Source organism: Rufibacter aurantiacus, assembly GCF_017916345.1.
GTDB classification, from domain to species: Bacteria; Bacteroidota; Bacteroidia; order Cytophagales; family Hymenobacteraceae; genus Nibribacter; species Nibribacter roseolus.
In genome coordinates, this window is sequence record NZ_JAFMSV010000005.1 from 66,566 (window position 1) to 93,410 (window position 26,845).

Genomic DNA, 26,845 nt, shown 5'->3' on the forward strand with positions numbered 1-26,845 from the left:
AAGGGTGAAAAGGTATAGCTGCGAAGGACCACGTCGTTACAATGTAACGACGCTACAAATGAATCACCTCTCATGAAAAAGAAGGCCTTGTAAATCGTAAATCTGCAAGGCCTTCTTTTCCATGAGCTAAATGTACCCTAAGCTGTATACTTTTTAAATTATATCATTACTAAGGCTGCATTGGGAATATGGAACCATGAAAATTTTGAATTGTCTAATGAATAAAACAAGGTTCTAAACCAGGTACAAGGAAGATTTATAACCTAGGGTCTACCGCTTCGCTCTCCATAGCCAACACACCAAATACGCATTCATGTATCCTGCGTAATGGTTCTCGGTTTACAAAGCGTTGCAAGGCTTCCACACTCAGGGAGAACTCTTGAATGGCCAGTTCCCGCTTGGCTTTCACGCTCCGTTGCTTCAGGCGCTCCAAGTTCCCGTCCAAGTCATATTCAGGCCCATAGATAATGCGCAGGTATTCACTGCCCCGGCATTTCATGGCGGGTTGAATCAATCGGCCTTTGTGGGTGGAAATGAAATCAAGGGGCTTCACTACCATTCCTTCCCCACCAGCATTGGTCAATTCCGTCCACCAGGTATTGGCGGCATCAACGCTTTGCTCATTTTCCAGGTCCACAAACCGGTGGGCTGTTAACAGCAGGTAGCGCTCGTCTTGCCTGCAGATTTCACCCAACTGTTCCATGTGCCAGGGGTGCTGCTGATCAACATGCACTTTCCCCTCTGTGGCCAGTAAATGGAACGGCGCAAACTGCATTCCCTCTATCCCTTCCGTGTCTCGGCTGTAATTGTGGTAAGAGGTAATGTACTTGCCAATCCTATCAGCACGGGCTTCTACTGTTTGCAAAAGGCTTTCTACCGGTAATCCTCTTTCTAGGGCCTGTTGTAAGACGGTGGATGCTCTAGACAATCCATTTGCCGCGGAGGAACCGACGGCAGCATATTGGTTCACGATCAAGTCACGTGCTTTGGAGGACCAAGGCAACAGTTCACCGTCCAAGCAGACCCAGTCGGTGTTGAACTTGTCCCAGAATCCTGAGGCGGTGAGAGCTCTGTTCAACACCTCCAGAAAGGCTTCCTCAGAAGTTGCTTCCGTGAAGAAGCGGCGGCCGGTGCGGGTGTAGATGGTGCCCAAAGCTGGCGTGTGCATTCCAAAGCGGGTAACCGCTACTTCCGGGTTTTTGCAAACCACTGCGATGGCCCGGGAGCCCATGTGCTTCTCCTCGCAGATCAAGTGCCGCACTCCGTTCTTTTGGAAATAGTTGAACACTTCCTTTGGGTGCTCCAGGTAATTAGTCAGTGCGCTGGTTTCAGGCGGTGACATGGTGGGAGGTAGGTACACCAGCCACTTTGGATCCAGGGCAAATCGGCTCATCACCTCCAAGGCCGCCACGGCATTCTCCTCCCGCACCACCACCCGGTTACCCAGGCTAGTCTCCACAATGTACTTGTCCTTCAGCAATCCGATGTCCAGAAGATTGTCATATTCCTGCTGGGCTGCCTGTAGGGCAGGCGTCTCCGGTAGAAGCGGACGCACGGGGTCACTGTATACCTCACGGCTTTGTACCTGCACAGTTTCTTTTTCAGGGTAGCGCAGTGCCGTGAGTTTGCCCCCGAACACACACCCGGTGTCCACGTTGAGTGTGTTGTTCAACCAGTCAATGCCTGGTACTGGCGTGTGGCCGTACACCACAATGGCTTTACCCTTGTAGTTCTTAGCCCAGTTGTAGCGCACAGGCAACCCAAACTTGTCAATCTCTCCGGTGGTCTCTCCGTAGAGACAAAAAGCGCGAACGGCAGAAGAAGCGCGTCCGTGCATCTCCTCGGGCAAGCCTCCGTGGGCCACCACCAACTTTCCTCCATCTAAAACATAATGCGCGATCAGGCTATCCAGGAAAGCCCGGACTTCTGCCTTGAATTCCGCTGACGTAGAAGCCAGTTGGGCTACCGTTTTCTCCAGTCCGTGGGCGATGACCACATCCCGGCCTTGCAGGTATTTCAGGAGTTTATCATCATGGTTTCCTCTGATGCAAAATGCTGTGCCATTAGCCACCATGTCCATCACCAGGCGCAGTACGTCCGGAGACTTCGGTCCACGGTCAGTGAGGTCGCCTAAGAAAATAGCCTTACGGTTAGCGGGGGCTTGCACCCGGAAACCGCCACTGTCGGTTAATTCCAAGGAATAGCCTAATTGGGTCAGCAACTCCACCAACTCATCAAAGCAGCCGTGTACGTCACCTATGATGTCAAACGGACCGGTTTCCTCCTTGCGGTTGTTCCAGAGCGGCTGACGGACTATTTGCACCTCTTCGCCGTCCTCCACGGTGTACACATAGCCGAAGCCCTCGCGCTTGATGGTCCTGAGCGATCGCCTGAAGTTGTCCACCATTTTCTCCAGGGCGTGCCGGCCAAACGTACGGTCGGTGCGGAGGTCATGGCGCTCAAACAAGGTTTTCATGGGGGCTTCTAGCACGATTGCCGCCGCCAGGGCATAGTTGTCTTTGGCTAATTGCACCAGCTTGGCCCTATCTTCCTTCCGGATGTTCAGGGCATCTATGACGGTGAGTTTCCCGCGTTTCAGGCGTTTGGCGGCCAGGTAATGCAGCAGGTCAAAAGCGTCTTTGGTGGCATCCAGGTTATTCTCATCGTCAGAGACCAGGGCGCGGCAATAGTCTGAGGAAATCACCTCGGTGCCCAGAAAGTGGGTGCGGGCGAAGGTGCTCTTGCCAGAACTGCTGGGGCCTACTAACAGCACCAGGGCCAGCTCCGGTAGTTTTATCTCTTTGCTCATGTGTTCTTCTTTTTGAAAGTAGCCAGTTGGGAGGGGGCGCCAATGGCAGGTTCCTCCGGTCCGACTGACTCAATTTGTACTTCATAGCCATACTTTCCCCCAACCTGGGCGCACCATTGGCTAAATTGGGCCCGGGTCCACTCAAAGCGGTGGTCCTGGTGGCGGAACGCCTCCGGGTCCATGCGCTCAAACACCACGTTGTACTCGGCGTTAGGCGTGGAGAGTACCACCGTAGAAGGCGAGGCGTAGCCGAAGATGACCTGCTCCATGGTGGGTAGGCGTTCCTCGTCTAAGTGCTCGATCACCTCTACCATAACCAGGGCATCATACCCCAGCAAACGCTCGTCTAAATAGGTGACGGAGCTCTGAAAGAGGGAAAGCCGCTCTTTGAAGGCAGGGGAGGCCTCGTCTAAATGGAAGTTCTCCTTGGCTTTCTGCAGCTCCCCGAAAGACACATCCATCCCGGTTATTTTGGTGAACTGACCGTCTTTGAGGAGCAGGCGCAGTAGTTTGCCTTCGCCGCAACCCACGTCTAGGACGCGCTGGGCACCGCTTTCTTTCAAGCGGTCAAAAGCTCGGTTCAGGCGTTGCTGGTGCAGGTTCTCCTGTACAGGGGAGGCCTCCGTTTCCGTAGATAATGCTTCTTCACCGGCCAGGCGCAGGATGGCCTCCGAGGTGAGGGTGCGGATGTTGCGCAGGAATCGCCGGGAGATCCAGTCGCGCTCTGGGTGGTTTTCCAGCCAGCCTTTCCCTTTCTGGAGCAACTGGTCAATGTCCTGCTGGGAGACGTAGCTGTGGCGGCTGTTGTCCAGCACCGGAATGAGCACATACACCTGCGTGAGTACTTCCTGCAGGAGGCAGGTCTTGTGCAAAGTGAGGTTCACGTATTTGCTCAATCCCCATCCGGGGAAAGCCTCATCCAACGGAATAGTCTCCGTCTTCAGTTCATAGCCCAGCGGCAAAAACAGACGTTCCAACATCTCCAGCGGGGCGTCTACCCTTAGGGAGTTCAACCGAAGCATAAAAGGCATGGGCGTTTCTACCAGGTCTGGACGGCTGTTGCATTTCCCGTTAAGCGCTGAACCGAAGGCTTTGGAAATGGCGCTCCCCAGAAAGGAGTTGGTGGTATAGGGGCGGTCATTCACGTATTGGTCCTGGTAGGCCATGTTCCCTTTTTTCACCCGCACCAAATCAACGGGGTTGATGTCCAGCATCAGGCACGCGGTACAACGTTCAGGATTAGCTTCTGGGTAGAACACGTGGGCAGCGCCGGCGGCAAGTTCCACGCTCTGCAGCTTGTCTGGGTGTTTATGTAACAAATACCCCAAGTCTGTGGCAGGGTGGTGGGTAGTGGTGATTTCTAAAAGCATGTTGAATTAAATCTGGAATAATCGCCGGAGGCCATTGAATTACTGTAAAGGGATGGATTGCTCCTGCCTAAGCTAGGCAAAGATTTTGAATCCATCGGTTTCTTTTGGTTTTGATGCGTTTTTGAAGAAATGGCCGGAAAACGGGCAACAGGCGGCAAGAGGCTTTTGGGCGTGCTACTTTTTTACACCATCCCCTTTCTGTATAGAAAGGCTTGCAGGGTTCGCACCTGCACTTCACGAACTTGAATTGAAGGAATTTTTATTAATCCACTTCTAGATACTGCTCATCCCCGCACATGCGCACGATCTTCGGCGTGAAGGTTCCCACAACGTCTACTAGTTCCTGTTGGGCAGCCATGACTTGGTGGATGTCTTTGTAGGCCATGGGCGCTTCATCCAGCCCAGAACCGATAAGCTCTACTCCAGCTTCCTCTAAATGCTGTTTCACCAAGGCGGGGGAGAGGCTGTTCTTGGCTTGGGTGCGGGACATCTGGCGTCCGGCCCCGTGGGAAGCGGAGTTCACCGAGGCCACCGTTCCGCGTCCGCGCACAATAAAGCCAGGAGCCGTCATGGAGCCAGGAATAATCCCCAGCACACCCAGACCTGCGGGGGTGGCGCCTTTGCGGTGAACAATCAGTTCCTGCCCCTGGGCGTCCAGTTCTTTCCAGGCGAAGTTGTGGTGGTTTTCTACCATGGCCAGTGGTTCCAGGGCCAGGGCCTGCGCCAGCCGCGCGTGAATCTGGTGGTGACAGGCAGAGGCGTAGTCGCCGGCCAGGTTCATGGCCAGCCAGTATTCCTGCCCCGCCTCGGTGCTCAAGTCCAGCCATGCCAGATGGCGCGCCTCCTGCGGGAGCGGACAGGCCTGCATGGCCAGCTTGGTGTAATGCCCCGCAATGGCCGCGCCCATGCCACGGGAACCCGAGTGCGACAGAACTGCCAGGTACTCGCCCACAGGCAACCCGAACTCATTCTGCGGATCAGTCAGCGTCACCGTCCCAAACTCCACAAAATGGTTTCCGCCGCCCGAAGAACCCAACTGCGCAAACGCCCGGTCTTTCAGCCCACGCAGCATGGCAATCTCAGAAAACTCTGCCCTGTCTATGATCGCGTGATCCTTAGGTTTCTGGAAGGTTGCCCTCCCGAAGCGAGTATTGTCTACCAATATCTTCTTCAGGCTGTCACGCTCTTGGGTGATGAAATCAGCGGGAGCAGGGTAGAGGGTGAGGCACATGCGGCACCCGATGTCCACACCCACACCATAAGGAATCACTGCGTTGCGCGTGGCCAGTACCCCGCCAATAGGCAGGCCGTAGCCCTGGTGGGCATCGGGCATGAGTGCTCCCGCCACTGCTACCGGCAGCCGCATGGCTGTTTCCATCTGGCGTCTGGCTCCCTCCTGAATACCCGCCCTGTCATACACCGCATAGGGTAGCGGCGCCTCGTGCAAGGGAGTAACCGTGAGTGCCTTGGGCGCTGTTAAGGCTTCTGCCAGCGGGGCCAGTGTGTCATGGTTCAGAAACTCTGTAGGCTGAGCCAGGACTTGTGCCAACAATTGGCGCTGCGTTACCGGCGGTGTGGCAGCAAAGTGCTCAGACAAGAGTTTCAGGGCCAGGCCCATGGTTTTGTCCTTCGGGTAGCCCAGGTCCAGAAGGTCTTTGCCAGTGAGAGAGGTGGTTGCGTTTTCCATAGTTATAGGTGGTTAGGTGATGAACTAGGACAAAGCAAATGGGCTAGTACGCAGTGTTTTTGCGCAGCAAAAGAAAAGTAAAATAAAAGTCCTCGTTTTCGGCCTCTTTTCTAAAAAAGAAGTCGAAACGAGGACTAAGCTACACTCCCTCTAATAACGGTATGCATTATAAAAGTCCCTCCGCATCTCAACCAGTGTCTGGTTGATCCTTTCCACATCGGGCTCCTCAGGTAGGTCTGAGGCGGCATATAAATCATCCATTTTGGAAATCCGCTCCTCGGCCATGTCAACTAGCTGGGCATACTCAAATTCACCGTCCCTGATCTTCAATAAGAAATCACGGTTAGGACGCCGCACCACTATCTGGTCCGTGCGGGCTATCTCCTCGGCCATGTCCAGGAGCCGGAACGTGTGCATGAGGTTCTTGGCATCGTAGTTCTTGCCTTGACTCAGGGTATTTTGGTAACGGGCATCGTTTCGTTTCTCCACCCATTCCCAGTATTCTTTGTATTCCCTGCAATAGGTTGAGTAGCCGTTTTTGTTGAAAGACATGGTGGCAATTGGGGCCAGACCTTTAGGAATAGAGCTGAGGGAGACATCATTGGCCACGTCACTCTGCACAACTCCTTTGAACCTGGTACCCTCTTGAAAGTAGAGGCCGTACAGCTCCGGCATGTGGGGGATTTTGGCAAGGCCGCACGCTTCTAGCTCTATGCCCTGTTGCGCCAGGAACTCCTGCAACGGCACGGCTCCCTGTCCCTGCGTTACATAGCAGAAGTCCAGCACAGATTTGTGCTGCGGTTCTACCGGATTCACGATCTTCTTATTTAGACCCTTTGCTTTTTTCACCTGCGTGAGTGCGTACCCCGCAAACGTGCTTTGGCAAAGTTTGGAAAGGAAAAGCTCTGGGGTGAGCCGTTTAAACATGGGGTGAAGATGCAGAAGACAATCTTCAGGCACGGCCAGCAGTTCCAGCATGTTGGGGTTGTTCTTGGCCAACAACTCCACAAAGCGTTTCAGCTCATAATACACAATGTCATTGCTGGTATTGCTTAACTGCTCTGTATGCCCCAACCCGTAAAGGTCATCCTGTGGAAGCACGAACACGCCCCGGAGGTCGGTGTCAGAAGCAGGGGTATCCAGGCCATAAGCTTTGCTACCGCTAATGCTTTCCAGCAGAAGCAACTTTCTTGGGTGTAGATCAGGAATGGTTAGTGTCATATTCCAGGATAGTAGTTCTAAACAGTTGGTCTAAAGTTTGGGTGGTGCCCACACTTTTGGGTAAGGAGTCTGCCTTGCTTTCACAGTAGTTTAATATCTGTAGCAGGTACGTTTCCAGTTCTACTTCTTTAGGGTGGCGGTATTGCTCTCCCTCCTGGGTTTTTACTTCTAAAAGCTGCTCCACCTTATCAAGTTGCTTTCTGTCCTGTACTAACGGCAGTAACTCTTTGAACTCCATAGGAGGGATAGTGCCGTTCTCCACAATCCATAGACTTGCCAAGGTGGTGCGGAGCAGGTAAAAGTAACTCTTCAGTTTTACGTCTTGCTCTGGTGCACTGGCCTTGTAGTAATTAAAAGCCATGCTAAGGTAGTGGTGCAGTCCTGCCATAGGTGAGAAATAGGCCGGAGCCAAGCGCTGGATTTCTTCTAAAAAGCATCCTTGCTGGCCGTACCGAATGGGTGATTGTAGTTTCTCAAACAGGGCGGCGTTGGATTTCCTGAGTAGACGCAGGGCTTTGCGTACATCCCAACCAACCAGATCCAGTTCCCCTTCCAGGCTGTTGATGGTATCTTTCTGTTCGTCCAGTGACAGATACCACTCAGGCATATGCTTGTAAATAAACCGCACGTCATAATCGCTGTCGGGCGAAGGGAATCCCCAAGCGCGGCTCCCGCTCTCTACCGCAAAAAGAATGGTGATGTTATAATCGCTTTCCAGTCCTTTCAGTTTCTGTTGTATTAGTTCTTTCATAGTGTCATTCTTTTGATACCTCAAAAGAATGACACTACTACGCAGTGTTTTTGCGCAGCAGAAAGTTTTTTCTAACTTTCTTTCAAATACCAGCTCATGCCCGTTAACCGCAACGCCCTTATCCGGTTCAGAACTATTGATAACTGCCTTAGAAACCGCTACCGTACCTGGACCCTTGAAGACCTGATTGAAGCTTGTTCTGAGGCTTTGTATGAGTACGAGGGAATAGACAAAGGTGTGAGTCGGCGCTCGGTGCAGATGGATTTGCAGCTCATGCGCAGTGACAAGCTGGGATATAACGCACCCATTGTGGTGGTGGACAAGAAGTACTACACTTATGAAGACCCCGAGTACTCCATCACCAACATCCCGCTCACAGATCAGGATCTAGGCAAATTGACCGAGGTGGTGGAGATCCTGCGGCAATTCAAGGGCTTTACGCACTTCAATGAGTTGAACGGGATGGTGCAGAAACTGGAGGACCGCATCCATACCGCCAAAACAAAGCAGGCCCCCATCATTGACCTGGAGAAAAATGAACACCTGAAAGGCCTGGAGCACATAGACGTGCTTTATCAGGCCATTCTGAGGAAAAAGGCCATTACGCTCTCTTACCAATCTTTCAGGGCGCGGGAGGCGAGCTCGTTTAATTTCCATCCTTATTTCCTGAAGGAGTTCAGAAACCGGTGGTTCCTGATCGGTATCAAGAAGGCTAGCCAACCTGTGCTCACGTTGGCCTTGGACAGAATTATCACTGTGGAAGAGGCTATGGTGCCTTATCTGGATAATTCGTCAATTAATGTAGAGTCGTTCTTTAAGGATGTAATTGGCGTGACGGTGAATGTAAATGAACCTCCCCAGACGGTGGAGCTTTATGTGAATGCAGACAATGCTCCTTATGTGCTCACCAAGCCCCTGCACCATTCACAGAAAATGCTGGAGCGCACCGGCAACGGTGTCATCATTCAGCTGGAGGTGCAGATGAACTTTGAACTGGAACGCGAGATACTTGGCTTCGGGGACTGCATCAAGGTGCTGAAACCTGAGCGTTTGAAGCGCAGGATTCAGGAAAAGATGAAAAACGCGGCGGAGCTTTATGAAAAAGAGTTGCGCTTGATTGAGCTAGAGTCAAGTAAGAAAAAACTACTTCGCACTGGCACTGCCATCTTGGATGGCATGTACACCCAGAAGGAGGTAGGGAAAATGCTGTCTATCATAAACCGAGCTACGGAAGATCCCAATCGATTCCATGGAACAGATGGCCTTTTCTCAATCCGAAACCTGTTGCAGGAAATCCCTAACCTAAAGTCTGTGCTCTTTAATCAAAACCTCAAATCCTTGGTGAAGGAGGGGTTTGGAGAGGATTACTTTTTGACAAAAGCCATCTACTTTGACAAACCTCCAAAGTCGAACTGGTACGTGACCTGGCACCAGGACGTGCCCATCAATGTGAAAGAAAAAGTGGATTCAGATGGTTTCCGGGGCTGGACGAACAAGGCTGGATTGATCAGTGTGATCCCGCCTCTGGATTACCTTCATAAAGCTATTACCGTGCGTGTTCACCTGGATGACACCGACGAAAAGAATGGAGCTTTGCGGGTGATACCCAAAACCCATTTCAGCGCCCTGTCTCATGAAGAAATCAGCAATTTGCGTGAGACTACAGAAAGTAAGTGCTGCAAAGTTCTGAAGGGAGGCGTGCACCTGATGAAACCACTCACCTTGCATTCCTCCTCCAAAACAGTGAATGAAAAGCACCGCCGGGTAATCCACCTGGAGTTCAACTGCCTTGACTTGCCAGAAGGTTTAGAATGGTTGGAGCGGGAGGATTTCTAAATGAAAAGTTGCTTCATTAGAAAATTTACATGGCATAAATTCTATGCTATGTGACGAACATCATTTTGTTATTTCTTTTTTACCTCTCTGCTGCGCTATCTGCGAGTTGATAAGCGGGGCGGAGAAGCTTGCTAAGACGCGTGGCTGAAGTACTGACGGTTGGCAGAGGAGGGGGCCTACGTCCTTGAACAGAGGATGTAAGTGCCACTATTTTGGCATCAGGTTCCCTGTCCATTTTCACATCCTGATGCTCAAAATACAATTGTAGTACCCATATAAGCCCCAATGACATCAGCACTGCAATGATTGCAAGTATTACCGTCACCTTCAACCTGACTGGCGTGGGAAATCCCTGACGAACCATCCAGCGGTACATGAAGAAAAGGAACGCAACAGAGGTAATGGTAAGAAAGGAAAGAAGGAAAGTATCTGAGACCATAACATCAATTAAGCATCTGGAATAACCAGATTCCCCAACACAGGAATCCTATACTGGAAAGGACTATTACCAACAAAAGAAGATTTCTATCACCAGGCGAAATACTCCCATTTATCTTCAGCTTACGATAAGTGAAGAACAAGATAATAGGGGAGATGAATAAGGCAATGAATACTAGCATGGGAATGAAATCGAGGCTTTAGTGCTTACCAGAGATTGCATAAAGCCAAAACACCACCAAGCATTCGATTACCACTGTTATCAGGGAAACACAGACAGAGGTCAGGATACGCACCAACCTTGAAACTCCTCTGTTTTTCATGTTCCTATAAAGGTAGAAAACCGGTAGGAATGAAAGGGTGAGCATACCCAAAGTAATAACTGTTGCCATAATGGTTTTCAATATACCTATTTTGCTCAATGCATCCATCCAGGCACAGTCAACAAGTGGAATATCAAGAACACCAAAACACACCACCCAACAAAATCCACCAAAAGGACGGCAATTGTAGAAAGGAGAAGCCTTTTAACAAGTTAGACACCCATTTTCTTCACGTAAAGTAAAAAGTAGCAAATGGGTAATGAAGGTATGGCAGCCAACACCAGAATAATCAATGTTTCCATAATTGTGTTTTACTCCTCTGTTATGAATGGCAACATCGCCACCGAGGAGGCATACAATTCAGCGGTGGCAAGGTTGATGAAACCATAAAGAATTTTTGCTGGAGCATGGCTATTGCTCTTTCACCCACCTATAAATGAAATATAGTAAGATGGGTGACAGCACCAGAATAAGTGAAAGGAGAATTACTATGTTTTCAATGGACCTTTCTTAAACATTATTTAGGATAGGTATATCTCATAGAACAAAGCCCAACAAATGCAAACGACCAATACAAAGGTTGCACCTGCCAAAAGGAACCGCACCAATGGCGGCTCCCTTTTACTTTTCAGGTAGCGATGAAGATAATAGGTAATTGGGGCTGCAAAAAGACACAAGCCAAGAAACAGGATCGCGAATATGAATAACATAATGTCAATATACCAATCCATTGCACATTGCCATTGCAATCAAGCAAATCATATTCCTCGGGCAGCAACGAATACCATCAACCCATACCCTAAAAACCCTTTTCTCATATTCCTTTTCTTCCTTAGTAGTAGCACGGGCCGCTGGGATGGGGCGAGGCATGTTGTGGTATCAGGCTAGCGCTTTAGGAGGAAAATAGTTCGGAGAAGTCCCTGTTTTTGAGGTGCGGGTCATTGATCGTGCTGTTGTCTTCCATAACCATGTTCTTGGCGATATTCTATAGAGTAGAGTGTATTGCTCTACTTAAAATGAAAGGCCAAGAGGTGGCTAATGGAAACCAACGTCTCCCTGCATCATAATGACGAAGGTACTTGGAGAAGGCCGGTGGTGAAGTGCCGCTTGGAAGAAAACACAACCAATCCAAAAAAAAATGAATGAGAAAGATATTACTTATGATCGGCATGGTGGCCCTGACGGGCTGTGCCACCCAAAAAAGGTCAACCACAGCCGAAAACAGTATCGGTGACACCCGGACCCAAACCGTAGAGTCCCACGACGAGGACACCTACTTGCTGAGGGAGACAAGCAGCGACAAGTCTTACGGATACGACAGGAGTAACCCCATCAAGGTGGGAGGTAGTCTTGAAAGCAGCGGCCCCAGAAACGAACGGAGGTTCCTCAACGCGCTGCTCGGCCTCAATGGGGAGCAGGTTGGTTATTATCGGGCGGGGAGCTGCTGCGGCTTCAAGACCCCGAACGGTTTTATGGGCGAGGGCCTGCTAGACAAATACAGGGTGTACTGGGAAGGAGGGAAAGACACGCTGAGTATCTACATCAACATGTACGACAAGGGCGACTTAAAGGTACCCGTGGGGTTTACGGCTAAAAAATAAGGTATTCTCTGTCTCATGCGACGGGGTGAAAACAGGTTGCTGTTCGTCAAGTTAACTGGAACAGTAATAAAATTTTTCGCAGAGGTAAAGAAGTAAAGGAGAGGGGTAAAGGCACATGTAAAAAAATGTGCCTTTACCCTCCCCGTTTAATCATCTTTAAGACACCGGCAGAAAGCCACTCGGATTAGGCATGCTGAATCCAATAACAACCCAATGTCTATAAAATCTTATCTACCAGTTTCCTGGTCTTTGACCACCTGGTACCTGATCCACAAGAAGTCATCATAGATGCGGTCCACGGACTTGATTTTGAACTGCGTGGCTTTCCGGTTTTCATAGCCTTCGGCTGCCTCAAACACCGTGGGTGAGCCAATGGTACCATCGGCGACGGGGGCCAGCACCAGACTGAACTCGTCTATCAGACCGGCTTTCAGGAAAGAGCCGTTTACGTGGCCTCCGCCGTCTATGCGCACCGTCTTCATGCCAAACAGGCTGGCGAGTTTTCTGAGCACCAGGTCAAGGTCCAGCTCCTCTTTCCCGCCGAAGATGTACGACACGTTCTTACTTTTGAGGTGCGCCAGGTAACCAGAAGGCACTCGTTCAGTCAGGACCTCAATCACGTGCTCGGTAGAGACCATGTTGGTGTCCCAAAAACATTTCCCGGATGGGTCAATCACCACAGCATAGGTTTTGGATTCCTGCTCCGCTATAAAGTCCTCATTCGGAATTGAATCATAGTCTCCCTCTATGGAATAGGTTTTCTTGCTCGAAAATTCCTGCATAGTGACCCGGCCCACTAACCAGGCATCTGCCTCAATTTTCTCGGCGGTTTCTTCAAAGTACTTATGGTGGTCTTTAAATCCCCAGATATTTTGTTTGATCCGGCCATCCACAGAACCAAGCATGTGGCAAATGACATAAGGCTTCTTGGTATCTAACATTTACGTTTTTGCTTTAAAATTTTAAAACTAAGCTATAAATCCATTTAAAGTGATTTAATGCTTTATGGAAGTAAGGACATAATTCACCTTTCTTTCTGCCAAGCAAAGTTAGCGGTGAAGGAGTTGTAGTGTTTTCTCGTCTTGTTTGCCGTGGAAGAATTTCTGCAAAACTTCTCTGAACACAGGGTTTGTATCTGGTAATGCGGCGAACAAGGTCATGGAAGATTTGAGTTTCAGGTCATCGGGGCTTCCGAAAATGCGGTGGGCATTGTTCTCTTCCAGTTTCAGAAGTGCCTCACAAATCTGCACGAGCCGGCTGCCTAAAACAGGGTGCTTTAGATATGCCTCGGCTTCCTTCAGGTCTTTGATGCCGTAAAAGTTAGATGTCTCGCTAAAACCCAGCCCCCGGATCTGCGGAAAGATATACCACATCCAGTGGCTGTGTTTTCTTCCTTTTCTTATTTCAGAAAGTGCCACTTCATAGTCTTCTTCCTGAGCGCTCAGGAATCTTTGTAAGCCGTTCTCTTTCATGGAGTGGTATAAAAAATATTTATTCGGATGTATACGGCAGATTCTCCTCAGAATGATGAATCTATTTTAGATGGAGCAGTTGAAATTAGCTTTAAACATTGGCCCTTGAAGTACCCTTGAAAACAAAAAAGCAATGGTCAACTATTCACTTAAAAAAAGAGTGGGGGTCAGTAATTACTGACCCCCACTCTTTGAAATATCTTCTTTCTTATCAACTACAAGCTGCCGGTATGATTTAGACTTGTTGGAAAGCAATCTAAAAATGCTTTCAAGAGTTTACCTGACCACTATGTAGAGGTGATAAAGGAGATTAGGTCTTGGTTCAGCTTCTCTTTGTGGGTATAGAACAGCCCGTGGGGTGCGTCCTCATACACCAAGTACTGGCTGCCGGAAATCATGGCAGCAGTCCGGTCGCTGCTGGCTTTTATAGGAACGGTTTGGTCAGCATCGCCGTGGATAATCAGGGTGGGCACCCGGATGGCCTGCACGTCAGCCCTGAAGTCGGTTTGGGCGAAGGCGATGGCGCACTGCTGCGTGGCCCGGGGAGAGGCAACGGAGGCCAGCATGCGGTAGTAATCCAACAGGGGGGCGCTTACCGGGTGGTTCATCAGGCTCACCCCGAAGAACTTCTTGCCGAAATCATCCAGGAACCCGATCCGGTCCTCCTTGAGGTTGGCCATGATCTCCTCGAACACGCTCTGGTCTACTCCCTCGGGGTTGTTGGGTGTCTTGGCCAGAAAAGGAGGGACAGCGCTGACCAGCACCAGTTTGGAGACCCGCTCGCTGCCGTACCGACTCAGGTACCGCACGGCCTCGCCGCCGCCCATGGAAAAGCCCACCAAAACGGCGTCGCGCAGGTCAAGGTGATCCATGATGTCTCTCAGGTCCTCGGTGAGGGAGTCGTAGTCGTAGCCCTGCCACGGTTTGGCGGAATGTCCGAAGCCCCGCCGGTCATAGGCGATGACCCGCAGCCCGGCACTGACGAGGTCATCCACCTGGTACTCCCACATCTCCTTGCTCAAGGGCCAGCCGTGGATCAGCACCACGGGACGCCCCGCGCCGTAGTCGGTGTAGGAGAGTTGCAGCTCCTCTCCAGTGGTCGCATCCTGCTTAACAATGAATTTCATAGGTTTTATAAGGTTGGTGGTTGGGGATATAAGTAGGTACAGCAATCCCCCGGCTTTTGTTTGAAACGTACAAGCTTTTCACCCAAGAAAGGAGGTAGTCTGCCGCCTCAGTACCCACCTCCGGTTGGGTTAGAAACCAAGGTCCTGTCATGCTCTGATCCCCATAGACATGGAGATACTTCAGGCAATAGTTTGGGGATTTAAAAAGGGGCTGACAGAAAAAAGGTATAGTTGCCTTGTCGGTAAAAAGCTTCCAACTATGTATAAGGTTAACGAGTAAAACAGCCCTTTTTCAAGTCTGATCACGTTTACTTCTCTAAAAAACAGAAGTCTGGTTTTCAATTCATCAGGTATAGAATTACTGTAAAAGACCCTGAAATTGATTTCGCTTTATGAACGATTTTTCGCTCAAAACGAAATAAATTTCGTTTTCTACCCCCAAAACAGCCTGTTAAGCCGCTTTTTTGTCCTGGCATAGTACTTGGCAACTGTATAGCAACAGTATTCAGCTATTCAGTTAAACCTAACATTATGCATGACATCGATCGCACCTTAAGAGAACAAGAGTTTGGAAATGAACTTGAGTTCAGCCAGGAGTTCGGAAACGAGTTTGGGCAAGAAGCTGGCTATGAATTTGGACAGGAAACAGGCTATGAATTTGGGAATGAATTCATACAAGAGCTAAACCCGGAGTTTAGCCCTGAAATGGAATATGAATACCAGGGAGAAATACAGGGAAACCTGGAAATGGAACTGACCAATGAACTGCTGGCGGTAACGAACGAGCAGGAGTTAAATCAGTTTGTAGGGAAACTGATGGGCAAAGTAGCGAAAGCGGCTTCGGGCTTTGTTCAGTCCCCTACCGGACAAAGTGTAGGCCGTTTCCTGGTTAATTTTGGAAAAAGCACGCTTCCACAGTTGGCATCTAACCTGGGTGGTCAGGCCGGGAGTGCTTTAGGGGCAAGGGCCGGCCAAGCAATTACCAACCGTTTAGGGAATGGGGCTATTGGCCAGGCGGTAAGCGGCGGTTTGAGACAAGGAGGCGCTTACCTGGGAAAACAAGGTGGTGCCTGGCTGGGAAGTAAAGCCGGTACTTTGCTAGCGTCTACAGCCCAACGGGTCTTTAACCTTGAACTGGAAAGCCTAAGCCCTGAAGAGGGTGAATACGAAATTGCGCGTTCGTATGTACAGTTTGCCTCAGAGGTAGCCAAAAGAGCCAATGCTGCCATCAGAAACAACCCCTCTATTGATTTACCTACCCTCTCCCAAAATATCATTCCGCAGGTAGCGCAGCAATATGCGCCGGGTCTTTTCCGCATCAAATACAAGGGAGTGAATGGAATGAACACCCTAATTGGCCAACGCCGCAAAGGCACCTGGGTAAGAAGAGGCCGGTCCATTATTCTTTATGAATTCCAGTAAACCAAGCCGTTGGATTGGGGCAAACCTGCTGAAAAATAAATCCCTAAATACTAAAACTCAATTATCATGTACGACAACAGAGAATTTGAATTCGGTAACGAGCTGGAATTCGGAAACGAGTTTGGGCAGGAATTCGGCCAGGAATATGGTCAGGAGCTTGGCGGTGTCCTCGGGCAGGAGTTTAACCAGGAGTTTCTCACCGAGTACCAGGGAGAGAATGAATACCAAGGTGAAAATGAATACCAGGGCGAGTTAAATGAAAGCCAGGAATTAGAACTAGCCAACGAATTGCTGAGTGTGAGCAATGAGCAGGAATTAAACTACTTTCTGGGCAAATTGGTAAAAAGCGCCGGGAAATTCATTAAATCACCTGTAGGTAAAGCCTTGGGTGGTGTTCTTAAAAGCGTGGCCAAAAAAGCCTTGCCTTGGGCTGCGGGGGCTTTGGGAGGTGCTATTGGTGGGCCGTTGGGTGCCATGGCTGGCCGGCAATTAGGCTCTATGGCTACCAAGCTTTTTGAATTGGAACTGGAAGGACTTAGCCCTGAAGACAGAGAATTTGAAGTTGCCCGCGCCTATGTCCGGTTTGCCAATGATGCCCTGCGCAGAGGATCTGCCATGTACAGAAGCAATCCGGGTGCCCAGCCCAATCAGATTATAAGAGCCGCCCTGAAGCAATCTGCCAGTAAGTATGCCCCAGGCCTTCTGGCTAAAAACGCGGGTATAGGGAGAGGTCAGAACGGCTATGGCATGATGGGAGGTGGTAGCCGGCTAAACGGCAATGGATCAACCGGAGCCAGCCGGGGAAGTTGGGTCAGAAGAGGTAGGACCTTGGTTATATATGATGCATAATGGCCCGGTCTGTTGCTGATAATCAATTCCTGGAGAATGAGGCCACGGCGTTGTTAACCCGGCTGGATATGGTGAAACCTTTTGCCTTGAATACGCCCATGGTAAGGGCCGCAGCTATTTCAGCAGAAGCCCAGAACGCCATCAGCGAATTAATAAACAAGGTAAGTCTAGAGGTAAAGCAAAAGGTTAACGCATTCATATCGTGGTTGAACAGCCCCGCCAGCCAGAAGGTTACAGCGGCAGAAGCCCAGACCCGTTACGCTCTGTTGAAGCTGCGCTTCAATAACCTGCTGGACCAGCTGGATATTTTTGCCGATGTATTATCCCAAAGGGGGGAGCACAGCACCGGCGTCTGGCTCGCGGGTCTGGATGTAATGGCGATGGATGCCCTGGCTTTACCCGGGAGCTATTATCATCCGCCACCATTGGTGTGTTTCCTTGACCGGGGCCACGGTGCTGCCATCAGGCGGGCCCGCACCAGGTTACCAGGCGGCGATACTAACCCGGTAGGTGTGATTCAGGTACCCCGTGAAAGACTAGTGGGCAGCGGCATTGCCTCCTCGCTCATCCATGAAGTTGGGCACCAAGGTTCAGATTTACTTAACCTGATTGAATCTGTAAAAGAAGCCATAAACCTGAAAGTAAAGCAGGGGCGGAACGTACTGGCCTGGCAGTTGCTAAGCCGGTGGATATCAGAGATAATATCGGACTTCTGGGCCATGGCCCATCTTGGGATAAGCGCCACCACCGGGTTAATAGGCGTAGTAGGCTTACCCAGTTACTTTGTTTTCAGAATAGGTACTGATGGTCCCCACCCGTTTCCCTGGATTAGAGTTAAAATCAGCCTCGCTTTAGGAAGAGCCCTGTATCCGCACCCGCAATGGAACTTCATGGAAAAACAATGGGAATCCTTTTATCCCACAAAGGGATTAGAACCCGGTAAACGGCAGATTATTGATTCACTTGAAAAAATACTGCCCCAATTCGCCAACCTGCTCATCAATCATAAACCAGAGTCTTTGAAAGGAAAACTGCTGAAGGAAATTTTCCCTTTCAAAGAGCGGCAACCAGGCAGGCTACAAGAACTTTACCAACGCTGGCGGCATTCGCCCACCTTAATGGAGTCAGCGGCTCCTACCCTGGTTTTTGCGGTACTGGGTCAAGCCAAATACAACAGAAGTATTACCTCGGCAGAAGAAAGCCGGATTTTACAACACATGCTCACCCGCTGGGCATTACTGCGTTCGCAGCATTATTGTGTGGCCGGTAAACGGCACATGTTAGAAGCCGTGCAGCAGGGAGAACTCCACTATTCACCAAAACAACTTCAACTGATTTAAAACAGGAGGTTACCATGCAAAAAGACTTAAATGTCATCTTTCCGGAGGAGATAGTTGCCGGGGATGATGTATACATTTCACTTGTTCTGGAGAAAGGAAACAGTGCAAAAGATAAAGGATATAATTTTAGGGACTTTATTGAAGCAAAATCTAATTTCCCCGAATTAGTAATCATAGATTTTCTAACCAAACAGTCTGTTGCACTTAGTGACGCAGCTTATGAAAACAAGACTGTTTATTTGGATCCATCAAGAGATGAAGCAAGCCGGGTAGAGTTTATCTGGCACATCAAAGGTGGTAGTTCCATCAGGGAGAATGGCTCCAGACCAGGATTATACGAGGTGACAGCCGCTTTTAATAATTCAGAAGGATTTGAAGATATTGATCCAGCTGGCCCCATTAGAGTTAAAATCCTGCCAAAATCAGCGCCTTCCATAAATACAGTCCCTATCAAGGTCACGCTGAACGAAACCAGGCGCATTGAAACGTCTGATCAACTTCTGTGGGTATTAATCCGGAATCGGACCATAGATTTCAACCGGTACAAAAGGTATATGGATAGTGTGATGTGTGACGATGGCGTTTATAGCGCGAACAAACCTAGTGCCCTGCAAAAAACAGTATTTTCCTATCGGTTACCTTTCCACAATTCTTCCTCCTACAGTTTACTTAAGTATGCGACAGAGTATTACATGATGCAGGAGTGCGGCTTAGTGCCTAACAATTTATATGAAGCCGATGGGGATATTAACTGGGATAGACTGAATGACATACTGGCGAACGGGAGAAACCTGCAGGATGAATTTAACCGCACTGCTCGGTCAGATATTGATTTGTCTTCTATCAGAAATGAATACCTGGAGCAACTTAACGGCGAAGGAGGGTATGCGCTGCCCTATTTTAGCCTCATTCAACAGAAACTAAGTGAAGTTCCTCTGAAAGAGCCGCATGAGTTGCCAGGAATATTGAGTTTTGTTAATGGTGATATCCAGATACCTTTAAATGGAGAGCTTAGTAAATTTCCTATACCGCAGGCCTGTTACGGAATTCTGAAATCTAAACTGATAGGTCCTTGTATGGTAGAATTGATATGGTCTTACTGGCACGAGGAGGGTGGATTAGTACAAACCATGAACGCCATAAGCCGGAGATTTCAGAACGTGCGGGGAGGTTCAGGCAAAGACCCATTAGCTAATTTGAATATTGATCCGCTAAGACCATTGAATAACCTTCTATGGACTTATATAGAGGATGAACGGAACCGTTTAAGTCTGAACCGTCGAAACCTGGAATATCAGTATGAATATGGTCTTTCCTTGATTGGAAAAGCCGTGCCCCAATTAGGTGTGGCCGAACATCGCACTAATTTCATCCGGGCTTTCCATAACCTCCTGAAAGCTTGTGTGGATTTTTACAATCAGGCCAACTTTACTACAGTTATCCCGGATGCCTTCCCGTTATTAAACCACCTGAGGGAGGTCCACTTGATTTTAGCCGAAGGAGCCCACAATCAGTACGGTGACCTTCCCTGGACATCTAGGGTAGAAATGCTTATTCAGCAATGGCTACTTTCCAGAACCGAAATGAGGGAGTTTTTAGGGGGCAGAATTATGGTTCCCTATTCTGAAGCCTGGATGGATAAGGTGGACACTATGAAAACCCTACAGGATTGGAATGTACCCAATATAACGCATTTCCATGATTTGGGCGTATTTGGAGAGCAGTTGTTACTATCTATACGGTTTGGCAGTTGGAATTCCACAACCAGCATTGGCGCTCAGAATGCCGCCAATTGGGCCCACTACTGGCGCAATGAAGTGCAGCGGTATATCCATGCCTATAATGCCGTAACGGGCATTGATTTGGGAGCAGATATAACAGATGCCAGGGTCCAGGTTGCTACGGGAGAAGACAGGTTTTTACCACCTGCCGTCATGATTCAGAAGCAGGCTGCTTTACAGAAAAGCCGGCAACAATATGCATTACAGGCAAATGTAGCCACTCCGGGTTTACTGCTTAACAGACCCGCAACTGCAATGAGGTCACCATCTATACCGGTACTAGGTCAAAAAAAGTTGAATGGATGATTTCACATCAGCACTCTACCTGGGTTTCTGTAACCCATCAAGTCAGGTACCACTCTGGCAGAGGTTAACCACTGGGGTACCAGCGGCATTAAAAGAGCCTTCTACTAATCAGTATGTGGCAGCCCAGGTAGCAAAAATGCAGGGACTGGAAAGAGGCGTCATTTCCCCTTCCTCCCTGCATCTGTTCTGGGATGTGTTTGGCCAGGTGAAGGAAAATACCATCATTCTGGCCGATGACAAATTATATGCGGTAGCCAGATGGGGATTGGAAAGGGCTGCTTCCCGCAGGGCCAAGGTAATTCATTTCAAACACCAGGATGCAAAAGATTTAGCTTTGAAATTGAGACACCATGTAGCCCAGAAAGCTTCTCTTTTGGTAGTTACCGATGGCTGGTGCCCACATTGCGGTAAACCGGCACCTTTGCCAGAATATGTAAGCCTAACCAGAAAATATGGCGGTTTGCTTTTAGTAGATGATACGCAGGCATTTGGTGTTTTGGGCACCGGACGGACAAAAGATCAGCCCTACGGAAAAAGCGGCGGCGGATTGCTGCGATGGTATGATGTTCAAGGAAATGATATTCTTACCATTTGTTCTTTAGCCAAAGGGTTTGGGGTGCCTTTATCTGTTTTAAGTGGTAGCCAGAAGCAAATTGAGAAGTTTAAAAGCCAGAGCGAAACAAGGGTGCACAGCAGCCCGGTGTCTGTGGCGCATGTGCAGGCTGCTTGCCTGGCAATTGCAGAAAATAGAAAGCGGGGCAATTTGCTCCGCCTGAAGCTATTTGAAAATGTAAAGTTGTTCCGGGAAAGTTTAGCTAGGATTGGTGTTCTTACCCAGGGAGGCTTTTTCCCGGTGCAGGTATTAAAGCTGCCCAACCGAACAAACCCTTATACCATGTACAAACTACTGCTGAACATGAATGTCAGGGCTATACTGCTGGCTCCGCATCAGGGCCAGAAGCCTGAAATCAGTTTTTGCCTGACCGCATTGCATTCACCGGAGCAATTAATAAGGGCTGCCAACTGCATAAATGAGGCTAACCGAATATGCCTAAGAAAGGCACATGGCAATGTACCACCAATCACACGTATGTCGTCCGGGCTGTTTATGTAGGCAACAGTCTGCAACTTCTCCTGATTCTGTTCACCAGGAAGTAAAGTTTCCGGGTATAGCAGGGATAGCGCCGTATGCTGCCACTAATAAAGCTGGTGCACCAGTTACGCAGGCCCGTATCGTAATCTTGCTCAATGACAGATTACCGGCTTTCGCTTTACAAACCATCATCCTGGGCAAAACACCGCATATTACCAGCGGCATCGGTGGTTTGGGCGGTGCCCGCGTTCCTATCCAGACCAGGGGCAGACGCCAGTTTGTTTCTATACCAAGCAAGGGCGCAAGAGGGAACGGAGGGGTTTTATTTTTACCCGAATCAGGGAGAAATGTGATTCATTTGCTTACCTGGAATGTAGGCCGCCTGAGCTTAAGCCGCAATGTTGGCAACGAAACGCACGCGGAAACCCAGTTCTTAAACTGGATTAAGGCCCATCTGCAGCAATACCCTCAGTTTTTAAAAAGAATCAGGGCTATTCAGATATTTATCAATAATAGTCCCTGCGGTTACTGTGCCGCAGATTTATGCGCTTTTGCCACAAGGTATTATTTGGGGAGTAAGCTGAAGATCTCCTGGAAAAGAAACTACAACAAAGGAACTGATAGCACGGCTAATTTACAGAAGCTGAGACAATGCGGGATTGTGGCTATTTCCCCTGGTCAATCTGAGTTACTGGCGGAGATAAAGCCCCAACTGAAAAATTTGAAATTAGCCAAGCAACAGCACCATACTTATCTGCTGGATAAACGCGTGCATTTAAATAAGCCCCAAGCGATTAACCGCAGAGCAGAGCGGCTAATGACCAACAGTTTAAAACCAGCCAGTTTGCTATCTCGGGTTTTTGCCAGTCCCCATAACTATGCGCGGGTAAAACAGCTTTTCCAGGGAACAATTAACCAGGGCAATTACCGCCAACGGCCCGATGGCAGCTACGAGGCTATCCGGTCTTTTAGGTTTTCTACCGGTTGGTCCTATGGTAAGCCAGTTAACCGTTTAAAAGCCATTATTGACCAGAAAGGCAACTGGCATTACTATCCCGTCCCTTAGGCCATAGGAGAGAATATAAGGCTTTAAGGGCTTCTGTTCAGCTGTTTGTGTAAACCATATCTATCCCGATTTGTGACCAATATGATAGTAGATAGCCATTGCCACGCCGGGAAAGGGGATGGCTTAACTGGCCCCTGGGATACTGATGCGCCCTTAACCGATTACCTCACTTGGGCTAAAGAGGCCGGAATTCAGAAAACAGTCCTTTTTGCCGCTTTTCATTCTGATTACACCATCGCCAACAAAGAAGTGGCGGGCATTGTTAACCGGCAACCTAACCGGTTTTATGGGTACGTTTTTATTCATCCTGAACGGGACCGAGGCCGCGTGTTAGCAATAGTAAAAACGGCAGTGCAACAGTATAGATTCTGTGGCATCAAAGTGCACCGGTACGACGCCCGCATTACCCGGGAGATTTGTGAAGCAGCCCGGAGTTTTCGCCTGCCGGTGTTGTATGATGTCATGGGAGAAGTCTCGGTGGTGGAGTTACTCGCTACCCAATACCCGGACGTGAATTTTATTATTCCACATTTAGGTAGTTTTGCCGATGACTGGAAAGCGCAAATTTCCTTGATTGACCATTTGGTGCGTCACCGCAATATTTTCACTGATACTTCCGGCATCCGCCGTTTTGATGTGTTGAAGACAGCGGTGAAAAGGGCCGGTGCCGGTAAGATTTTATTTGGTTCAGATGGCCCTTGGCTGCACCCGGGTGTTGAGCTCTCCAAAATATACGCCCTGCATTTGCCCGAAAGAGAGCAGCAGATGGTTTTGTCGGGTAATTTCCTGCGCCTGATCTCCAATGTCCGTACCCAGCCGGACTTTACCAGGAAAACGGCTGTGAAACGCCCCGGTGCGCCACCCGCCGACTTTCGCGATCCGTGGTTAATAGGTCAGGATTTCCTTAATGTCCGGAAGTAAGGAGGCACTTTTGGCATCCTCTAGTTTAACCTGTGTTGTCAAGGCTGCTTTGGAGCGCTACGAAGCCCTTTCAGGAAAAATACTGCGGAAATAGCTAGCAGTCAGTAAAAACCGTGCTTATATTAGGATTAAAATCCAATCTATACCCCGCTCTTCATGTAATACAGCCCAACCCGCCATCAGGGGAATTGCTGTATTCTCACCAGAGGCTTCACTATGAACCAAGCCCTTCTGCTACCAAGTAGTAAAAGCATGGCATGGTATTTCAAATCATAGTTTCCTAGATCATGCTGAAGAACGTTTCCGAGAATGAACTCTGGGTTAAGAGCTATTGCCGGGCTTCATCCAGAGTCACAGACGTAATCTATGCATTAGGCCAATCCAATGTAAAAGTTCAGGCATTATGTGACCAGGACGTTCCAGTGGGCCCGGGCGCTATCTTCTTTGATAGCCATGCTCCTATTCCGACTATTATAGAGTGTATTGCGGAACACGCTCACTTATGCGAGCATCAGATAATTGCTATTGCCTTAGATGCCTTGCCCCATGGATTATCCTGGAAACTATTGAACGCCGGTGCCTCAGATGTATTGGCCTGGGGCTCCGTTGAAAGACCAACCGAAATCATATCCGCAAGACTGCAGTACTGGGAGAGCACCAAACGACAATTACAATACCTTAACAGCAAGCTGATTGGTAAAAGCAATCTCTGGCAAGCAACCCTCCGGCAAATTGTTGAAATGGCTTCAACGGATTGCCCCGTCCTGATTTTAGGGGAAAGCGGTACAGGCAAAGAGTTGGTAACGAAAGAAATCCACCAACTGGATGCCCGGAAAGACAAACAGGATTTGGTTGTGGTGGATTGCACTACTATTGTGCCCAGCCTTTCGGGTAGCGAACTGTTTGGCCATGAGAAAGGGGCTTTTACCAATGCCATAAGCACCAGGGATGGGGCTATCGCTTTGGCAAACAGCGGCACTTTGTTTCTGGATGAACTGGGCGAATTACCCCTTGCATTACAGCCGGAACTATTAAGGGTGCTGCAGGAGGGCACCTACAAACGGGTAGGCAGTAATACCTGGCGCAAAGCCCATTTCCGGCTTATCAGTGCCACCAATCGTGATTTATCTGAAGAGGTGAAAAATGGGAACTTCCGCCAGGATTTATTTTACCGTATTTCAGGTTGGGTATGCCAACTACCTTCCCTTGAGAAAAGGAGAGAAGATATCCCAATGTTAGCAGATTACTTCCTGAGAAAAATCCATAAGAAAAACCAACCCGTTGACCCGGAGGTTTACCAATATCTATCTACGCGCAATTACCCGGGCAACATCCGGGAACTACAGCAACTTGTAAGCCGGATCGCGAACAAACATATAGGGGAAGGGCCGTTTACGGTAGGGGATATTCCGGAGGCAGATCGGCCTAATTTTCCGGAACAGGAATCTTGTTTCGGGACAAAAGAGCTGGAACAGGCAGTCAAAAAGATGATTTATGCCGGGCTAAGCTTGAAAGATGTAAAGGACATCGTTACCAATATTGCGAAGGAAGTAGTCATTGATGATGAACATGGTAACCTGAAACAGGCTGCGCAAAAACTGGGTTGCAGTGAGCGGATTCTGCAAATGCACAAAAAAACAGATTACTATCACAATTCATATCTTAAAGTTTGCCACTGACTTTACAGCCAAAAAGTACGCGTAACTGAAACTTTAGGTGAATCTGCCTCATGTCTGTTCCGGCGCGTTTCCGTACCATGGATCTCCTTCAAAATGTTTGTTTGTATAGGCCCGATAGTCTTCGCTCTAGATTGGCAGGCCTTAAAGGACGGTCCTATCTCACCTGTACACCCAAACAAGTCCACAGTGGGATTTGTGTGCATCCAAGTGGAGGCGCCTACCGTTATACTGTTCGTGCAGAGGAGGAGCTTTCCGGTGGCCAATTGGGGAACAATCCAATGCGCTAACATTCACTTATTTCAAATCAGATAGACATGAAATGGCTAGGCAGAAGAAAAAGCAGCAATATAGAAGATCGTAGGGGACAAGCAGGAGGCGGCTTCGGAGGTGGTGGAGGAGGCATCAGCCCCATGCTACTCTTACCCTTGTTCCGGCTCCTTTTCTCCAAAGCAGGGCTGGTTGTAGTCGCTATACTGGCCGTGGTGTTTTTTCTGACAGGAACCAACCCGGTAGCGCTCCTCCAGCAGTTCCTGGGTGGGGAACCACAGTATGCCCAGTCAAATACCTCCCCGCGGAGCCCAGAGGAACAGCAACTGGCCGATCAGACAGCTACAGTGCTGGCGGACACAGAAGACGTCTGGAACAAGTTACTGCAAGGATACAGGGAACCTACCCTGGTTCTGTTTTCAGAGCAGGTAAACTCGGCCTGTGGGCTTACCTCATCCGCTTCGGGGCCCTTTTACTGTCCCGGAGATGAAAAGCTGTACATAGACCTGAGCTTTTTCGGGGAGATGGAAAACAGGCTGGGAGCAGAGGGAGACTTTGCGCAGGCCTATGTAGTGGGCCATGAAGTAGGGCACCATGTGCAGAAACTCCTGGGCACCATGGAGCAGGTAAATGCGATGCGCGGCCGGTTGTCAGAAACGGAATTCAACCGACTGATGGTAAGGGTAGAATTGCAGGCTGATTTCTACGCAGGTTTGTGGGCTCACCACACGCAAAGAGCAACCGGATTCCTGGAGCCGGGAGACCTGGAGGAGGCCCTGAATGCGGCAAGTGCCATTGGTGATGACCACCTTCAAAAACAATCTACTGGGAGGGTGGTGCCAGACTCCTTCACCCACGGCACCTCTGCCCAAAGAGTAAGATGGTTCAGAAAAGGCTTCGAAACAGGAGACATGGCACAGGGGGATACCTTCAACGCTGCCGAGTTATAGGGCAACTGCAGTAATGAGAAAGATGGTGTTGGCCCTTGGGAAGCTTCCAGATTTGGGATGCTTTGTGAAGTATGTCTAACAGTTTCCTTGAAAGCCAGGTAGGAGAACCCTGCGGGCTGTTTCTGGAATATTGCTTTATTTTTGGAAAGGGACTAAAAGCGTAAGGAGCAGCAGATCCTTTTAGACTTCTTTTATCTAGCTTAAGGTAGGATGCTGGATATTCAAAAAGCGGACTAATGTCGAACTATTTTGCTGAGGATTTGGAAGGTATCATCAAATTCTCTGATGATCATGAACACTTATTGACTTTTTTATTTGAAAAATATCCAAATAGGCTTTAAGGTAATGGAGATTCAGTCTGAGCAAAGGCTGCGGCTCACGCTGGGCGGGAAAGGTAAAAAGGAAAGAATCACGCTGCTTCCAAATAGCTGCTGAAAGCCTCTGGTCCTGCTTTAGTGAAAAGGATAATCATTGTATATCTAATACCATGCGGCTTTCACCTGAGGACTTTTGAAGAGGGGCGAACCAGTTGAACA

At 49.1% G+C, this 26,845-nt stretch carries 19 protein-coding genes; 11 read left to right on the forward strand and 8 right to left on the reverse strand.

Features of this window, described 5'->3' with window-relative positions:
• Window positions 1–256: 256 nt before the first annotated feature.
• From J3P34_RS19335 to J3P34_RS19355, 5 genes are all read right to left on the reverse strand, one after another.
• The gene (locus J3P34_RS19335; RefSeq protein ID WP_210490283.1) at window positions 257–2,809 is read right to left on the reverse strand and encodes a polynucleotide kinase-phosphatase; all 2,553 of its coding nucleotides are present in this window, start codon (window positions 2,807–2,809) and stop codon (window positions 257–259) included.
• A complete protein-coding gene (locus J3P34_RS19340) occupies window positions 2,806–4,179 on the reverse strand; it encodes a 3' terminal RNA ribose 2'-O-methyltransferase Hen1 (RefSeq protein WP_210490284.1) in 1,374 nt (457 codons plus the stop codon). The genes J3P34_RS19335 and J3P34_RS19340 overlap by 4 nt, the downstream gene beginning before the upstream one ends.
• 262 nt (window positions 4,180–4,441) lie before the next feature.
• Window positions 4,442–5,866, reverse strand: coding sequence for an RtcB family protein (locus J3P34_RS19345; protein ID WP_210490285.1), 1,425 nt, complete (start codon window positions 5,864–5,866; stop codon window positions 4,442–4,444).
• Between the two features lie 150 nt (window positions 5,867–6,016).
• Window positions 6,017–7,087 (reverse strand): DNA polymerase beta superfamily protein, encoded by a 1,071-nt coding sequence (locus J3P34_RS19350; protein WP_210490286.1) that lies wholly within the window; start codon window positions 7,085–7,087, stop codon window positions 6,017–6,019.
• Complete coding sequence (locus J3P34_RS19355) at window positions 7,068–7,838, reverse strand: nucleotidyltransferase domain-containing protein (protein WP_210490287.1); 771 nt, start codon at window positions 7,836–7,838, stop codon at window positions 7,068–7,070. The genes J3P34_RS19350 and J3P34_RS19355 overlap by 20 nt, the downstream gene beginning before the upstream one ends.
• A gap of 96 nt (window positions 7,839–7,934) precedes the next feature.
• Between J3P34_RS19355 and J3P34_RS19360 the strand changes: the two genes are divergently transcribed.
• Window positions 7,935–9,674, forward strand: a complete 1,740-nt coding sequence (locus tag J3P34_RS19360; protein WP_210490289.1) for a WYL domain-containing protein — start codon at window positions 7,935–7,937, stop codon at window positions 9,672–9,674.
• Between the two features lie 1,903 nt (window positions 9,675–11,577).
• A complete protein-coding gene (locus J3P34_RS19365) occupies window positions 11,578–12,036 on the forward strand; it encodes a hypothetical protein (RefSeq protein ID WP_210490291.1) in 459 nt (152 codons plus the stop codon).
• A 227-nt stretch (window positions 12,037–12,263) separates the two neighbouring features.
• On the opposite strand, the gene J3P34_RS19370 is transcribed toward J3P34_RS19365, so the two are convergent.
• From J3P34_RS19370 to J3P34_RS19380, 3 genes are all read right to left on the reverse strand, one after another.
• Window positions 12,264–12,977 (reverse strand): RibD family protein, encoded by a 714-nt coding sequence (locus J3P34_RS19370; RefSeq protein ID WP_210490292.1) that lies wholly within the window; start codon window positions 12,975–12,977, stop codon window positions 12,264–12,266.
• Between the two features lie 108 nt (window positions 12,978–13,085).
• Window positions 13,086–13,508: a DUF1810 domain-containing protein gene (locus J3P34_RS19375; protein ID WP_210490293.1), complete on the reverse strand. Its 423-nt coding sequence runs from the start codon at window positions 13,506–13,508 to the stop codon at window positions 13,086–13,088.
• 287 nt (window positions 13,509–13,795) lie between these two features.
• Window positions 13,796–14,635, reverse strand: coding sequence for an alpha/beta fold hydrolase (locus tag J3P34_RS19380; RefSeq protein WP_210490294.1), 840 nt, complete (start codon window positions 14,633–14,635; stop codon window positions 13,796–13,798).
• Between the two features lie 531 nt (window positions 14,636–15,166).
• On the opposite strand from J3P34_RS19380, the gene J3P34_RS19385 reads away from it, so the two are divergent.
• From J3P34_RS19385 to ypfJ, 9 genes are all read left to right on the forward strand, one after another.
• Window positions 15,167–16,057: a hypothetical protein gene (locus J3P34_RS19385; protein ID WP_210490295.1), complete on the forward strand. Its 891-nt coding sequence runs from the start codon at window positions 15,167–15,169 to the stop codon at window positions 16,055–16,057.
• A gap of 66 nt (window positions 16,058–16,123) precedes the next feature.
• The gene (locus tag J3P34_RS19390; protein ID WP_210464271.1) at window positions 16,124–16,906 is read left to right on the forward strand and encodes a hypothetical protein; all 783 of its coding nucleotides are present in this window, start codon (window positions 16,124–16,126) and stop codon (window positions 16,904–16,906) included.
• Window positions 16,907–16,974: 68 nt separating this feature from the next.
• On the forward strand, window positions 16,975–18,246 hold the full coding sequence (locus J3P34_RS19395) for a hypothetical protein (RefSeq protein WP_210490296.1): 1,272 nt from the start codon (window positions 16,975–16,977) through the stop codon (window positions 18,244–18,246).
• Window positions 18,247–18,260: 14 nt separating this feature from the next.
• Entirely contained in the window at window positions 18,261–20,333 is a 2,073-nt protein-coding gene (locus J3P34_RS19400; protein ID WP_210490297.1) for a hypothetical protein, read from the forward strand.
• On the forward strand, window positions 20,326–21,447 hold the full coding sequence (locus J3P34_RS19405) for a pyridoxal phosphate-dependent aminotransferase family protein (RefSeq protein ID WP_210490299.1): 1,122 nt from the start codon (window positions 20,326–20,328) through the stop codon (window positions 21,445–21,447). Before J3P34_RS19400 ends, J3P34_RS19405 begins: the two co-directional genes overlap by 8 nt.
• On the forward strand, window positions 21,398–22,492 hold the full coding sequence (locus J3P34_RS19410) for a hypothetical protein (protein ID WP_210490300.1): 1,095 nt from the start codon (window positions 21,398–21,400) through the stop codon (window positions 22,490–22,492). Before J3P34_RS19405 ends, J3P34_RS19410 begins: the two co-directional genes overlap by 50 nt.
• A gap of 81 nt (window positions 22,493–22,573) precedes the next feature.
• On the forward strand, window positions 22,574–23,413 hold the full coding sequence (locus J3P34_RS19415; protein ID WP_210490301.1) for an amidohydrolase family protein: 840 nt from the start codon (window positions 22,574–22,576) through the stop codon (window positions 23,411–23,413).
• Window positions 23,414–23,700: 287 nt separating this feature from the next.
• Window positions 23,701–25,092: a sigma 54-interacting transcriptional regulator gene (locus J3P34_RS19420; RefSeq protein ID WP_210490303.1), complete on the forward strand. Its 1,392-nt coding sequence runs from the start codon at window positions 23,701–23,703 to the stop codon at window positions 25,090–25,092.
• Window positions 25,093–25,406: 314 nt separating this feature from the next.
• A complete protein-coding gene (gene ypfJ, locus J3P34_RS19425) occupies window positions 25,407–26,309 on the forward strand; it encodes a KPN_02809 family neutral zinc metallopeptidase (protein ID WP_210490304.1) in 903 nt (300 codons plus the stop codon).
• Window positions 26,310–26,845: the final 536 nt, after the last annotated feature.

Bases quoted from the DNA above. Each gene is read 5' to 3' on its own strand.
- J3P34_RS19345 (WP_210490285.1), bottom strand. From the start codon at position 5,866: ATGGAAAACGCAACCACCTCTCTCACTGGCAAAGACCTTCTGGACCTG.
- J3P34_RS19410 (WP_210490300.1), top strand. From the start codon at position 21,398: ATGGCAATGTACCACCAATCACACGTATGTCGTCCGGGCTGTTTATGT.
- J3P34_RS19370 (WP_210490292.1), bottom strand. From the start codon at position 12,977: ATGTTAGATACCAAGAAGCCTTATGTCATTTGCCACATGCTTGGTTCT.
- J3P34_RS19335 (WP_210490283.1), bottom strand. From the start codon at position 2,809: ATGAGCAAAGAGATAAAACTACCGGAGCTGGCCCTGGTGCTGTTAGTA.
- J3P34_RS19350 (WP_210490286.1), bottom strand. From the start codon at position 7,087: ATGACACTAACCATTCCTGATCTACACCCAAGAAAGTTGCTTCTGCTG.
- J3P34_RS19420 (WP_210490303.1), top strand. From the start codon at position 23,701: ATGCTGAAGAACGTTTCCGAGAATGAACTCTGGGTTAAGAGCTATTGC.
- J3P34_RS19355 (WP_210490287.1), bottom strand. From the start codon at position 7,838: ATGAAAGAACTAATACAACAGAAACTGAAAGGACTGGAAAGCGATTAT.
- J3P34_RS19375 (WP_210490293.1), bottom strand. From the start codon at position 13,508: ATGAAAGAGAACGGCTTACAAAGATTCCTGAGCGCTCAGGAAGAAGAC.
- J3P34_RS19400 (WP_210490297.1), top strand. From the start codon at position 18,261: ATGCAAAAAGACTTAAATGTCATCTTTCCGGAGGAGATAGTTGCCGGG.
- J3P34_RS19365 (WP_210490291.1), top strand. From the start codon at position 11,578: ATGAGAAAGATATTACTTATGATCGGCATGGTGGCCCTGACGGGCTGT.
- J3P34_RS19395 (WP_210490296.1), top strand. From the start codon at position 16,975: ATGGTGAAACCTTTTGCCTTGAATACGCCCATGGTAAGGGCCGCAGCT.
- J3P34_RS19390 (WP_210464271.1), top strand. From the start codon at position 16,124: ATGTACGACAACAGAGAATTTGAATTCGGTAACGAGCTGGAATTCGGA.
- J3P34_RS19385 (WP_210490295.1), top strand. From the start codon at position 15,167: ATGCATGACATCGATCGCACCTTAAGAGAACAAGAGTTTGGAAATGAA.
- ypfJ (WP_210490304.1), top strand. From the start codon at position 25,407: ATGAAATGGCTAGGCAGAAGAAAAAGCAGCAATATAGAAGATCGTAGG.
- J3P34_RS19380 (WP_210490294.1), bottom strand. From the start codon at position 14,635: ATGAAATTCATTGTTAAGCAGGATGCGACCACTGGAGAGGAGCTGCAA.
- J3P34_RS19415 (WP_210490301.1), top strand. From the start codon at position 22,574: ATGATAGTAGATAGCCATTGCCACGCCGGGAAAGGGGATGGCTTAACT.
- J3P34_RS19405 (WP_210490299.1), top strand. From the start codon at position 20,326: ATGGATGATTTCACATCAGCACTCTACCTGGGTTTCTGTAACCCATCA.
- J3P34_RS19340 (WP_210490284.1), bottom strand. From the start codon at position 4,179: ATGCTTTTAGAAATCACCACTACCCACCACCCTGCCACAGACTTGGGG.
- J3P34_RS19360 (WP_210490289.1), top strand. From the start codon at position 7,935: ATGCCCGTTAACCGCAACGCCCTTATCCGGTTCAGAACTATTGATAAC.